The organism is Vibrio sp. 10N.286.49.C3 (assembly GCF_041469545.1).
GTDB classification, from domain to species: Bacteria; Pseudomonadota; Gammaproteobacteria; order Enterobacterales; family Vibrionaceae; genus Vibrio; species Vibrio tasmaniensis_A.
This window is the reverse complement of sequence record NZ_JBFRKT010000021.1, coordinates 15,277-28,601: the sequence shown is the minus strand read 5'-3', so window position 1 is coordinate 28,601 and position 13,325 is coordinate 15,277. Positions and strand designations below refer to the sequence as shown.

The 13,325-nt window shown below is 42.8% G+C and carries 13 protein-coding genes; 12 read left to right on the top strand and 1 reads right to left on the bottom strand.

Annotation, left to right across the window (positions count from 1 at the left end; genetic code table 11):
* Positions 1-359 precede the first annotated feature (359 nt).
* The 8 genes from betI (at position 360) to AB4180_RS09115 (ending at position 9,564) form a co-directional block, all read left to right on the top strand.
* Complete coding sequence (gene betI / locus AB4180_RS09150) at positions 360-965, top strand: transcriptional regulator BetI (RefSeq protein ID WP_102248733.1); 606 nt, start codon at positions 360-362, stop codon at positions 963-965.
* Between the two features lie 113 nt (positions 966-1,078).
* Complete coding sequence (betB, locus tag AB4180_RS09145) at positions 1,079-2,539, top strand: betaine-aldehyde dehydrogenase (protein WP_102248732.1); 1,461 nt, start codon at positions 1,079-1,081, stop codon at positions 2,537-2,539.
* Positions 2,540-2,611: 72 nt separating this feature from the next.
* Positions 2,612-4,324 (top strand): choline dehydrogenase, encoded by a 1,713-nt coding sequence (betA, locus tag AB4180_RS09140; RefSeq protein WP_102248731.1) that lies wholly within the window; start codon positions 2,612-2,614, stop codon positions 4,322-4,324.
* Between the two features lie 157 nt (positions 4,325-4,481).
* The gene (locus AB4180_RS09135) at positions 4,482-5,453 is read left to right on the top strand and encodes a choline ABC transporter substrate-binding protein (protein ID WP_102248730.1); all 972 of its coding nucleotides are present in this window, start codon (positions 4,482-4,484) and stop codon (positions 5,451-5,453) included.
* A gap of 108 nt (positions 5,454-5,561) precedes the next feature.
* Complete coding sequence (choW, locus tag AB4180_RS09130) at positions 5,562-6,404, top strand: choline ABC transporter permease subunit (RefSeq protein WP_009845976.1); 843 nt, start codon at positions 5,562-5,564, stop codon at positions 6,402-6,404.
* 2 nt (positions 6,405-6,406) lie between these two features.
* Entirely contained in the window at positions 6,407-7,621 is a 1,215-nt protein-coding gene (choV, locus tag AB4180_RS09125; protein ID WP_102248729.1) for a choline ABC transporter ATP-binding protein, read from the top strand.
* Between the two features lie 362 nt (positions 7,622-7,983).
* A complete protein-coding gene (locus AB4180_RS09120; protein WP_009845974.1) occupies positions 7,984-8,466 on the top strand; it encodes a MarR family winged helix-turn-helix transcriptional regulator in 483 nt (160 codons plus the stop codon).
* 441 nt (positions 8,467-8,907) lie between these two features.
* Positions 8,908-9,564 (top strand): Qnr family pentapeptide repeat protein, encoded by a 657-nt coding sequence (locus tag AB4180_RS09115; protein WP_012600074.1) that lies wholly within the window; start codon positions 8,908-8,910, stop codon positions 9,562-9,564.
* A gap of 175 nt (positions 9,565-9,739) precedes the next feature.
* Here the strand turns inward: AB4180_RS09115 and AB4180_RS09110 are convergent, their stop codons facing one another.
* The gene (locus tag AB4180_RS09110; RefSeq protein ID WP_041473012.1) at positions 9,740-9,955 is read right to left on the bottom strand and encodes a hypothetical protein; all 216 of its coding nucleotides are present in this window, start codon (positions 9,953-9,955) and stop codon (positions 9,740-9,742) included.
* Positions 9,956-10,338: 383 nt separating this feature from the next.
* Here AB4180_RS09110 and AB4180_RS09105 point away from each other — a divergent pair, with 383 nt between their 5' ends.
* The 4 genes from AB4180_RS09105 (at position 10,339) to AB4180_RS09090 (ending at position 13,302) form a co-directional block, all read left to right on the top strand.
* Positions 10,339-10,599, top strand: a complete 261-nt coding sequence (locus AB4180_RS09105; protein ID WP_009845972.1) for a DUF5062 family protein — start codon at positions 10,339-10,341, stop codon at positions 10,597-10,599.
* 468 nt (positions 10,600-11,067) lie between these two features.
* Positions 11,068-11,601, top strand: a complete 534-nt coding sequence (gene ectA / locus AB4180_RS09100; protein ID WP_102248728.1) for a diaminobutyrate acetyltransferase — start codon at positions 11,068-11,070, stop codon at positions 11,599-11,601.
* Between the two features lie 35 nt (positions 11,602-11,636).
* On the top strand, positions 11,637-12,902 hold the full coding sequence (gene ectB / locus AB4180_RS09095) for a diaminobutyrate--2-oxoglutarate transaminase (protein ID WP_102248727.1): 1,266 nt from the start codon (positions 11,637-11,639) through the stop codon (positions 12,900-12,902).
* A gap of 13 nt (positions 12,903-12,915) precedes the next feature.
* Positions 12,916-13,302, top strand: a complete 387-nt coding sequence (locus AB4180_RS09090) for an ectoine synthase (protein WP_009845969.1) — start codon at positions 12,916-12,918, stop codon at positions 13,300-13,302.
* Positions 13,303-13,325 lie beyond the last annotated feature (23 nt).

Sequence of the window (13,325 nt, the reverse complement as noted above, 5' to 3'; positions counted from 1 at the left end):
TGTTCATGTCTTGATTCGTTACTTTGTTGAGTGCAGATTTCCTAGTCTTAAATTTCAGTATTAAGACTCATTGATACTACCTTTCAACTTTCCCCAAAAAAGTGTCTACACGTATTCCTACTGATTTATTTTTTGCTCTTCCTAAGCAAAACTTTTGACCCGTAACCATCACACCTCAAATCTTTAATGATTTTGTTTAGTGGTCTAAATGACATTTAACGTATTGTTTTAAAATGACTTATTTGATTTTGAATGGCGTGTTGTTACAAGATTGTTTTAAATAATCATTTGAACCCTAACTAAATTTCTGTCATTTTATATTTAACTGAACGTTCAATATAAAATAAAAGGACTAAGAAATGCCCAAGGTTGGGATGCCTGATATACGTAAACCACAGCTTGTTCAAGCCACCATGACGGTGATTGATCGAGTGGGTTTGCATGCCGCGAGTGTTGCGTTGATCAGCAAAGAAGCGGGAGTCTCCACTGGCATTATTAATCACTATTTTGGTGGAAAGCATGGGCTGCTCGAAGAGACCATGCGAGAAATACTGCGCCAACTTTCGAATACCGTAACAACAGAATTAAAAGCGCTCCCTGCTGATGCTCACCAGCAAAGGATCAACGCTATCATCAACGGTAATTTCGAAGGCTATCAAGCGGAAAATAAAGTGTCGAAAACATGGCTCGCATTCTGGTCTTATTCGATGCATGACGCTCAACTCAAGCGCCTTCAGCGCGTGAATGAAAAGCGTTTGATTTCTCACTTACTTATTGAATTAAAATCGATTTTTCAACCTGATCAAGCGGAATTGATCGCACACGGCATCGCATCATTAATTGATGGCATCTGGCTGAGAGGGACGCTCAATCCTGAAGGCATTAACGCCGACAAAGCTCGTGCAATCATCAATGACTACTTAGACAAGCAGCTTGCGTTTTACTCGTGTCAGCGCGATCAATGAGTCATCAAAAATTCTAGTGAGTGAGCTCAAAAAGCTCGCTCTCAACAACGATATGCATTCACAAATACATAGACCGATAGAGTCTAACAACAATAATTAAGTCAGAAGATCAAATGGAAATGAACTCGTTATACATCGATGGTAAAGCGGTTGACGCTACCTCAGGCGAAACTTTCGTCAGCATTAACCCTGCAAACGGCGAACCTATCGCAACGCTTGGCCAAGCTTCTTCAGCTGACGTCGAAAATGCGATTGAATCGGCGAAGCGCGGGTTTGCGGTATGGTCAGCAATGACAGCCGTAGAACGCAGCCGCATTCTTTTAAAGGCGGTAGAGATACTTAGAGCTCGAAATAATGACCTTGCGAACCTTGAGGTTGTCGATACGGGCAAGCCATTACAAGAAGCGATCGAAGTCGATGTGGCTTCTGGCGCCGACGTTATTGAGTATTTCGCAGGGCTAGCACCTACGCTGCAAGGCGATCAACAGCCTCTTAGTGAATCTCAATTTTTCTACACACGCCGTGAACCGCTAGGTATCTGTGCGGGCATTGGCGCGTGGAATTACCCTATCCAAATCGCAATGTGGAAATCGGCTCCAGCACTCGCTGCGGGTAACGCGATGATCTTCAAGCCTTCAGAAGAAACGCCGCTAACGGCAATTAAACTTGCTGAGATTTTCACAGAAGCTGGCCTTCCTGATGGCGTATTCAACGTAGTTCAAGGTGACTACCGAGTGGGTCAAATGCTAACGGCTCACCCTGACATCGCTAAAGTGTCGTTCACAGGCGAAACCGGTACGGGCAAAGCGGTAATGTCAGACAGTGCTAAAACACTTAAGTCTGTAACGATGGAGCTCGGTGGTAAATCACCAATGATCATCTTTGATGATGTGAAATTGGACGATGCGGTGTCGGCTTCAATGGTCGCTAATTTCTACACCCAAGGCGAAGTGTGTACTAACGGTACTCGTGTTTATGTACACGAAAACATCTACGACGCCTTTATCGACCAACTTAAAACACGTACTGAGAAGCTGATCATTGGTAACCCAATGGACATGGAGACTCAGATCGGCGCGTTGATTTCTAAAGAACACCTTTCAAAAGTCCTTGAAGCAATTGAGCTGGCTAAACAGTCGGGTGCAACTCTGCTGACTGGCGGTTATCAAGTGACGGACAACGGCTTAGCAAACGGCAACTTTGTTATTCCTACGGTATTCACCGATTGCCATGACGACATGCCTCACGTTCAGCAAGAGATCTTCGGCCCTGTAATGTCAGTGTTGAAGTTTACGGACGAAGACGATGTGATTCGTCGTGCTAACGATACTAAGTACGGCCTTGCTGCTGGCGTATTCACGCAAAACCTTTCTCGCGCTCACCGTGTTATTCATCAAATGCAGGCGGGTATTTGTTGGGTTAATACATGGGGTGACTCACCTGCAGAAATGCCTGTTGGTGGCTACAAACTTTCAGGGGTTGGCCGCGAAAACGGGCCAGAGACTCTACTCCACTATACGCAGACTAAGAGCATTCTTATTGAACTTGGCGACTACGCCAGCCCTTATGCCTAACGCGTAACACTCAATTTTATGGGTTAGCTTAACAGAGCTAGCCCTACTGACTCATCTCAGGGAAATCAAAACATGGAACAACGCTACGATTATATTATCGTCGGCGCGGGTTCGGCCGGCTGTGTGTTAGCGGATAGGCTAACGGAAAGCGGTGAACATAGCGTTTTATTATTGGAAGCGGGTGGTACGGACAAGAGTATTTTTATCCAAATGCCAACCGCGCTTTCTTACCCAATGAATACTGAAAAGTACGCTTGGCAATTTGAAACAGAGAAAGAACCGGGCCTTGATGGACGTGAACTGCACTGCCCACGTGGCAAAGTGTTAGGCGGCAGCTCATCAATTAACGGCATGGTTTATGTTCGTGGCCACGCGTGTGATTTTGACCAATGGGAAGAAGAGGGTGCGGCAGGTTGGAACTACCAAGCATGTCTGCCTTATTTCCGCCGTGCTGAATCATGGAACAAAGGCGGTGATGAATACCGTGGTGACAATGGCCCTGTCGGCACTTGTAATGGTAACGATATGGAGCTTAACCCACTTTACCAAGCGTTCATCGATGCAGGTAAAGACGCCGGTTACCCAGAAACACAAGACTACAACGGCTACCAGCAAGAAGGCTTCGGCACTATGCATATGACGGTAGACAAGGGTGTTCGAGCCTCAACCTCTAACGCTTATCTACGTCGAGCATTGAAGCGTTCAAACTTGACCTTGAAGAAGGGTATCGTGGCGCGTCGTTTCTTACTTGAAGCACAAGACACAAAAGGCCAATCAAGGCTGAAATCCGTTGGTGTCGAGTTTGAAAAGTCAGGCAATACTCAAGTGGCTGTAGCGAACAAAGAAGTGATCTCTTCTGCGGGCTCTATCGGTTCTGTTCAACTGCTTCAGCTTTCTGGTATCGGCCCGAAAGCGGTACTTGAGAAGGCAGGTGTTGAGCTGAAACACGAACTGAGCGGTGTCGGTGAAAACCTACAAGATCACTTAGAAGTGTACTTCCAATATCACTGTAACGAACCTATCACGCTTAACAGCAAGCTTGGCTTGGTCAGCAAGGGCATGATTGGCGCAGAGTGGATTCTGACTCGCAAAGGCCTTGGTGCCACTAACCACTTTGAATCGTGCGCGTTCATTCGTTCTCGCAAAGGATTGAAGTGGCCAAACATTCAATATCACTTCCTGCCAGCAGCGATGCGTTACGACGGACAAGCGGCCATTGATGGTCACGGCTTCCAAGTTCACGTTGGGCCTAATAAACCAGAAAGTCGCGGTACGGTAGCGATCACTTCTGCTGATCCGCATGCCAAGCCAGAGATCATTTTCAATTACATCTCGACTGAGCAAGACCGCCAAGATTGGCGCGATTGTATTCGTCTAACGCGTGAGATTTTGTCGCAACCTGCGATGGATGTTTACCGTGGCGAAGAGATTCAGCCAGGTCTGAGCGTAACTTCTGATGAAGCGATCGACGAATGGGTTAAGCAGAACGTTGAAAGTGCTTATCACCCTTCTTGTGGCTGCAAAATGGGCGCTGATGATGACCCAATGGCGGTACTTGATGAAGAGTGTCGTGTTCGCGGCATTGATAATCTGCGCGTGGTCGACTCCTCTGTTTTCCCTGTTATTCCAAACGGTAATTTGAACGCACCGACCATTATGGTTGCTGAGCGTGCTTCCGATTTGATTCTAGGTAAGCCCGTTCTAAAAGAGCAAAACGTTCCGGTATGGATAGCACCGGAATGGGAAGAAACACAAAGAATCAATAAGCCAGTACGAGAAGCGTAAGTATCTGTTATTGTTTAAAAAATAGCAAAAGCAGCAAAGAATAAAAACAACAAGTAACAAGCAAAAAATAACAAAACTAATTAGTCAAAAGTCAGAAGAACTGCTCTCTATCGGTGTTGATATCGAGCAGCAAAAGGAAAGATAAAAAGGAACCATTATGACGACTCTAAATATTCAGAACGTGAAGACAAAAACGTTAACAGCACTAGCCATCAGCTCATTTGCATTTGGTGCTAACGCTTCTGTCGAACCACAACAATGTGAAAACGTACGCTTCGCTGATGTTGGTTGGACAGACATTACCGCAACAACGGCTGTCACTTCTGAGCTACTGAAAGGCCTAGGCTACAAAACCAAAACTGACCTACTTTCAGTACCGGTTACTTACTCTTCAATGGCGAACGGCGATATTGACGTATTCCTAGGTAACTGGATGCCAACTATGGAAGGCGACATCGCTAAGTACCGCGAAGCGGGAACGGTTGAGACCGTGCGTGCCAACCTTGAAGGGGCAAAATACACACTAGCCGTACCAAAATACGTGTACGACTCTGGCGTAAAAAGCTTCGCTGATCTAGCAAAACATGCCGACAAATTTAAAGACCGCATCTACGGTATTGAACCGGGTAACGATGGCAACCGCTTAATCCAATCAATGATTGATTCTGACGCGTTTGGCTTGAAAGATTTCAGCCTAGTGGAATCAAGTGAAGCGGGCATGGTATCGCAAGTATCTCGTGCTGCTCGTCGTAGCCAGTGGATCGTTTACCTTGGTTGGGCACCGCACCCAATGAACAGCAATGTTGAGATGGAATACCTATCAGGTGGTGACGACTTCTTCGGCCCGAACTACGGTGGCGCAAATGTTTACACCAATGTTCGTTCAAACTACCTGTCTGAATGTGCAAACGTCGGTCAACTTCTGCAAAACCTAGAGTTCACTCTAGAGATGGAAAACCAGTTGATGGAAGAGATTCTTAACCAAAAAGTGAAGCCAGAGAAAGCAGCTCAACAATGGTTGAACAATAACCCTCAACAAGTTGAAGCTTGGTTAGACAACGTAAAAACGCATAAAGGTGAATCAGCGGCTCAAGCGGTTACTGAATACCTAAAACAAGTTAAAGCTTAGTTTTACCTACCTATCGATCTATTTATCAAAGCTCTATAAATAAAAAAGGTGGGCTGACCAATTTATCGATTGGTTTGAAGTAGCCCACCCATAATAAAAGGCAATATTGTGAATTTTATTACGGAAAACAAAATCCCTGTTGGTCAATGGATGGAAGCGGGTGTTGATTGGCTAACAATCAATGCAGCAGGATTCTTTGACGCTATTTCGATTTTTCTAGAAACCGTCATTATGTTTTTAGTCGATGTATTTAAGTGGATGCCACCGGCTTTACCAATCGTGATGACTGCGGCGATTGCATGGTATTTACACCGTAAACCCTCGCTTGTGATTTTCGTGGTTGCAGCTTTGCTGACTATTTTAAACCTTGGCTACTGGCAAGAAATGCTGGAAACCTTTGTCCTCGTGTTTGCAGCGACAACGATTTCCGTATTAATTGGCGTTCCAGTTGGCATTATGGCCGCGCATCGCCCTTGGTTGTATACGGTGCTTAGACCCATCCTTGATTTAATGCAGACGGTTCCAACGTTTGTGTATCTGATTCCGACTTTGGTTTTATTCGGCTTGGGCATCGTTCCTGGCTTAATCTCGACCATCATCTTCGCCATTGCCGCGCCAATTCGTTTGACCTACTTAGGCGTCACCAAAGTGCCTGAAGAGTTGATTGAAGCGGGTAAAGCATTTGGTGCAAGCCGCATGAAATTGCTGATGAAGGTCGAATTACCGGCTGCTTTACCAAGCATTATGGCGGGTGTAACTCAATGTATTATGTTGTCGCTTTCGATGGTGGTTATCGCTGCTCTTGTCGGAGCTGACGGGCTTGGTAAACCTGTTGTTCGCGCATTGAACACAGTGAACATCTCACAAGGTTTTGAAGCCGGGCTGGCGATTGTATTAGTCGCTATCATTCTTGATCGCTTGTGCAAAACACCAAACCAGAAGGAAGCTTAATCATGTCTAACTCTCAGGAAAAAAAGACAATGGACGCGATTACCATTAAGAACCTCGATGTTGTGTTTGGTGATAAGCCGAAGCAAGCGCTTGAGCTGCTCGACCAAGGTAAAACTCGTCAAGAGATCATTGATGAGACTGGCCAAGTGGTTGGCGTAGATAATGTGTCGCTGACCGTTGAAGAAGGCGAGATTTGTGTGCTGATGGGTTTGTCTGGTTCTGGTAAATCATCTTTGCTTCGCGCAGTTAACGGCTTGAATGAGATCAGCCGTGGCTCATTGGCGATCAAAGATGGAGACAAGCTGGTTGATTTAGGTGAACAGTGTGACGAAGCAACTCTGCGTCACCTTCGTACTCACCGCGTTTCTATGGTGTTCCAAAAGTTTGCCTTAATGCCTTGGTTAAACGTGTTAGATAACGTGGCGTTTGGTCTAGAAATGCAAGGCGTAGCCAAAGATGTTCGTCGTGCTAAAGCGCGTGAACAGCTTGAAATGGTGGGTTTGGCAGAGTGGGAAACCAAGTATCCGCATGAGCTTTCTGGCGGTATGCAGCAACGTGTTGGCCTAGCGCGTGCCTTTGCGATGGATACCGACATTCTTCTTATGGATGAACCGTTTTCAGCGCTGGATCCGCTGATTCGTGCGCAGTTGCAAGATGAGCTAATTCTATTGCAAAACAAGCTTAACAAAACGATTCTGTTCGTGAGTCATGATTTAGACGAAGCGCTGAAGATTGGTAATAACATTGCGATCATGGAATCAGGAAAGCTGATTCAACATGGTAAGCCTGAAGAGATCGTACTCACGCCAAAAACAGAATACGTGAAAGATTTTGTCGCACATACTAACCCGTTGAACGTATTGAAAGGCCGTTCGTTGATGCAGCCTTTGGATTCTTTGAAACAAGAATATGAAAGTTGGAAGATCTGTGACTCTAAAGACTTATGGATTGAGCAGAGTGAAGGTACTTTGTCTGTAAAAGGTGAATCGACTTTAGCGCTTGTTGAGTGGAGCGAGTCTGACGACCTAACCGCGATTAACGCGTCTAGTGTGGTAGTGACAAGCCCGGAGATTGGTATGCGTGATGCGATTAAGCTTAAGCAGATCAGTAACCACCCAATTCTGTTGGTTGAAAACAATCAATTGGTAGGGATTTTGGATAACAGCGAGTTTTACAATGCGCTAACGGGTAACTTTCAGATGAATACCGCTGCGTAAAATTTCGTTTTTCAGCTTAGCTATTGAGGCTGGTTTTTTATTGGGTGGAGAGGGTTAAATCTCTCTACCTCTATGATTATTAAAATATATTATTCTTTGAGTTTGTATTCTCTGGTTCATTATTTTTGTCTTCATTGAAGCTTTCATTCCCCCTTCATTAAGCAAAAGTGCCGTACCACGCAAGTTTAGTGGTATAGAAAAGATTGAGAATAGTATGAACATCAGTACAATGCGGAAAAATCAATGAAGTAATTTATCAATTTACAGTGTAATTCGAGCGCGCGTGACGTAATCACTCGAGACATTTCATCGCTTCGACGCTGTAAAACCATTCACAGTATATTAGTACAAAGGTCTGCATCTTGGACAAACATGACGAAATCCTGGTCGCTATTCGCCAAATTATTCGCGCTATCGATTTACACTCGAAGAAGCTGAGTAAAGAGTATGGTTTGACTGGCCCTCAATTGATTTTAATGCGCGCAATCCAAGAGATGGGTAATGTGACGATCAAAGAATTGTCTAATCAAACTAATGTGAGTCAAGCGACGACAACGACGATCATCGATCGCTTGGAATTGAACGGCTATGTACAACGTGTTCGCAGCTCGTCAGATCGCCGAAAAGTACACGCAAATCTGACTGAAAAAGGTCAAGAGCTACTTAACAATGCGCCACCACCGCTACAAGATAACTTCGTTAAAAAATTCCAAAATTTAGAAGCATGGGAGCAAAGCCTACTACTTTCTTCGATGCAACGCGTGTCTGCAATGATGAACGCCGAAGACATCGACGCAGCTCCAGTTCTACAGCTTGAAGGCATTGCAAACGTCGTCAAGAGCTAACGTAGTTTTAAATTGTCTAGCTAAGAAAAAGTTTAAAGAGTTATAAAATGGTCGCATCAAGCGGCCATTTTTTGATCTTGGCCTCCCAATTTTTCTGACTTTACTAATAAAAATCATCTTTTAGTTGTAGCCTATCGATATAAGCTAAGGTTTTCGAAAGACTAAGTATCAAGCGAAGGTATCTATATAGGCTATGGCATCAAGTTTATGCTGACATATGATGATCTTCTCGTTGTGTCTAATCTCCCCCCTTCTAAGCGACAAAACTTTTTTCAAGATAAGCGCATGCCATAAAACGAAAATAACAACCTTAAATGGCTCGTTTGGTGCCTTAAAATGGCCAAAACAGGGTGTTTTAAGTTGCTGTTTTTGTTGGTTTTTAATTTGATGTTTTCTTAAGATCACAATGGTAGTCTTAGCTTGATTTCTTTAGGGGGCTAAATGGATACCAATAACAGCACTTATCATCAGCACAGTTTTGCTCAGCAAGATCTATCAGAGCTTACATTTACGGCCTGTACGTTTATCCGTTGTGATTTCAGACGTTCGAACTTACGTGATGCAACGTTTATTAACTGTAAGTTTATTGAACAAGGCGATATTGAGGGATGCCACTTTGATATTGCCGATTTACGAGACGCAAGTTTCCAGAATTGCCAGTTGGCGATGGCGAACTTTAGTAATGCGAATTGCTATGGGATTGAGCTGCGTGAATGCGATTTAAAAGGAGCGAATTTTACTCGTGCTAACTTTGCCAATCAAGTAAGTAATAGGATGTACTTTTGCTCTGCATATATTACGGGCTGTAACCTGTCATATGCCAACTTGGAGCAGGCCTGCTTGGAAAAGTGTGAGTTGTTTGAAAACCGCTGGATAGGGACTTACCTTGGCGGTGCGTCACTGAAAGAGTCTGATCTAAGCCGAGGCGTGTTCTCCGAAGATGTATGGGGGCAATTCAGTATGCAGGGGGCTAACTTGTGTCATGCGGAATTAGAAGGATTAGACCCTCGCAAAGTGGATACGACAGGGATTAAGATTGTCGCTTGGCAACAAGAGCAGTTGCTTGAAACCATGGGTATTGTTGTGATGCCTGATTGATTTTCCAATTCTGCATATCACGCTGTAAAACTCGGTTGTCGTATCACTCGGTCGTAATCAACCACAGCAGTTAGAAGAAAAGCTCAAAGCTAATAACTTTGGGCTTTCCGTATTTGGCCGCATGCATTTTATAATGAAGTTTAGAAAAGAGAATGCTTGGCGGATATTGAGTTGATTAGTGCATTCCTGAACGCATTTTGTCGGCCAGTGCAAAGAAGACAAACAACACGAAACATACTAGTGCAACACACAATGAAACTAAGATCGTTGTTGCGTCTTTTGACATCAATGGAAGTACGATAGAAGCTACCGCTACCAACATAACAAAGACATGAACGATTCGTCCGATAATTGGATTTTTATGACAGAATGAGGCCCAACGATAACGCATTTTTAACACCAGTATAATATTAGTATTTTTATTCTATTTTACTAATGAGCACTTTGTAAATTACTTTTCATTGTAGGGTACGGTAAATGTGATTAAAGCAAAGTTAATATAAAACTAGTTAAATAACAGTGCATTATATGATAGTTGTTGGGTATTTGATTGTAGTGGTATTTCGTACTCTTCAGGGAGTGATTATTGATAAGAGTTCCATTGCTTATTGTTATCTGTCTCGTCAATGTTATTGAAATTAACATTGATATCTACGTGACGATTAATTTTATGTTATTTATCAAAGCGACTCCTCAAACTGAGAGCGAAGTAATCTTGTGAGTCTTTCGGTTTGATATACTCAGTGTTCATTCGATTAAGATGATGGAGATGATATGTCGAAAACCGCGAAGATCATTAATGAAGATAAATTGCTCAAGAAAGCTCTGGAAGTCGGTTCTAAAATGGCAAAGTTACAAGGCTTTGATTTGCCACACTCATCTCAACCTATAAAAGTTAAGGCTGTGTACTTGTTTCTCGTTGGAGTTAATCAGATCACGCCTTTACCTGAAAGTAAGCTTGATGGCGCGAATATTAAGAAGCGTTTAGCACTATGGATCCACAAGGCTCTGCCTGATAATGATCCCCTGAAGTAATTCGCGATTAACTCAGTGATTCGAATTTGTTTCTTTTGATTGATTGCCAATTTATGTTTACTTGAAAAACCTAGCTATCTCACGCTAGGTTTTTTTGTTTTAGGTATCTGCGTTTCAATATTAGAGCCTAAGCCATCTCTTTTTAGAGCGTCACTGTTTACCTTATTCAGTATTGGAGTCGTCGATATTTTTGCTGATTCCTATCCTTCCTACTCAGGCACTTGAACGCTGTATTTTATGAATTGCACTAACGATTTCCTTTCGTCTATTCCCTTCAAGACTCTCAAATTTATACCGACCCAATAAATACATTAGAACTCAAAGTATTATTTAATACATATAATACTTACGCAAGTGTGATCTGTGTAGCTAAAATTTGATTTTTAGCGCTAATGTGTTGATCTTTGTGTATGGGAAATGCTCATAATTAAAAGGAATTTAATTAGAGTTCAAAGGAAATGTCTCGGTATGATTACGTCAGCGCCTTGGATCTTGTATCCAGAGGTTGTAGAAAAAATGATTGAAAAATGGAATTTTCGTGAGCCAGAAGTTTCGGATGGCAACAATATTTATCAATTAATTTCAGAGTGCCCTCCATTAGATACTAACTCTTCATATTGCAATTTCTTGCAGTCTACTCACTTTAGTAAAACTTGTATTTTAGTGGAGCATGAAGGTGACCTTGCTGGCTTTATTTCTAGTTATCAAAAACCCAGTGAGCCCAATGTTCTCTTTATTTGGCAAGTGGCGGTGGCGCCTAAGTTTAGAGGCAATGCTTTAGCCTACAAGATGCTAAACACCTTACTTAAACGAGAGGGTTTAAAGAGCATTGAAGCGATAGAAACGACTATCACTAAATCAAACCAAGCGTCTTGGGCATTGTTCAAAAAACTGGACAAAAAAAACGGTAACACCGGGAAAGTGACTACTTTCTTAGATGAAAATCTTCACTTTAACGGGCAGCACGATACCGAATACCTCTATCGAATCCTCCTTAAATAATCAAACACTTATAGGAATTAAATAACGGCATTATCATGGATATTTTTAAAAAGCAGGAATCTAACGTACGTTCATACTCGAATAGTTTTCCAGTTACTTTTAGTAAATCAAAAGGCTGCTGGCTTGAAACAAAACAAGGTGATCGTTACATTGATTTTCTTGCTGGAGCAGGATCTCTCAATTACGGTCACAACAATCCAATACTTAAGCAAGCCTTACTTGATTACATTGAAATGGATGGGATTACGCACGGCTTAGATATGCATTCAGAAGCCAAAGCTGAATTCTTAGAAGCGCTTACTCGCTTAATTCTAGAACCAAGAGACCTCAATTATAAAGTTCAATTTACAGGTCCAACAGGAACTAATGCCGTTGAAGCCGCGATTAAATTGGCTAAAAAAGTAAAAGGCCGAAGCAGCATTGTAGCGTTTACCAATGGTTTTCATGGTTGTACTGCAGGTGCACTGGCTGCTACAGGTAACCAACATCATAGACAAGGCGCGGGTTCAAACCTTAACAACGTTACGCGTTTGCCATTTGAGGGTTACGCTGGCATTGATGGATTAAAATTGTTCGAAACGATGTTAGCTGATAATTCTGCCGGTATGGATAAGCCTGCAGCCGTCTTATTGGAAACGGTTCAAGGTGAAGGTGGATTGAATGTTGCTTCAAATGAGTGGCTACAGCGCTTAAATAAAATTTGTAAAGCCCACGATATCTTACTCATTGTCGATGATATCCAAGCGGGTTGCGGTCGAACGGGTACGTTCTTTAGCTTTGAACCTTCAGGTATCAAGCCAGATATAGTCACGCTGTCTAAGTCGATAAGTGGTTATGGCTTACCGATGGCCGTCGTTTTATTAAAGCCTGAATTAGACAAATGGCAGCCGGGAGAGCACAACGGCACCTTCCGTGGTAATAACCATGCGTTCGTTACCGCTACGAAAGCGATAGAAATGTATTGGTCAAATAATGATTTTGAAAATCATATTCAACGTAGCTCAAGCATGGTCGATGATGTCATTCAACGCAATATCAAGCGTTTCCCAGAGCTATTCGTTCAACGTAAGGGACGTGGAATGATGATTGGCATTGAATGTAAAGATGGAAACACGGCTGACGAAATTGCCAAAACGTGTTTTGAAAACGGTATGGTCATTGAAACAGCTGGCCCTAACGATGAAATAGTGAAGTTCTTTTGCCCACTGACTATATCTGAATCGGAACTGATGCAAGGTTTAACCATCTTCGAAGATTCAGTAGAAATTGTAGCAACTAAGTATTTCAAGAAAGTATCGTAATAGGGACAGTAAAATGATTGTTAGAACACTTGATGAATGTCGCAATAGCGAAAGACGTATCGTTTCGGATAATTGGGAAAGTACTCGCATGTTGTTGAAAGATGACAACATGGGTTTTTCATTTCATATCACGACAATTTATGAAGCGACGGAAACACATATTCATTACCAAAACCATTTAGAATCAGTATATTGCATGAGTGGTGAAGGCGAAATTGAAGTGGTTGGTGGTGAGACTTATCCCATCAAACCTGGGACGCTTTATATCCTTGATAAGCACGATGAACACTATTTACGTGCGTATAAAAACAAAGAAATGGTTATGGCGTGTGTATTCAATCCGCCAATTACTGGCGCTGAAGTTCACGATGAAAACGGCGTTTATCCTCTGGTTGATTAACCGACTTTTTCTGGGGTGAAATC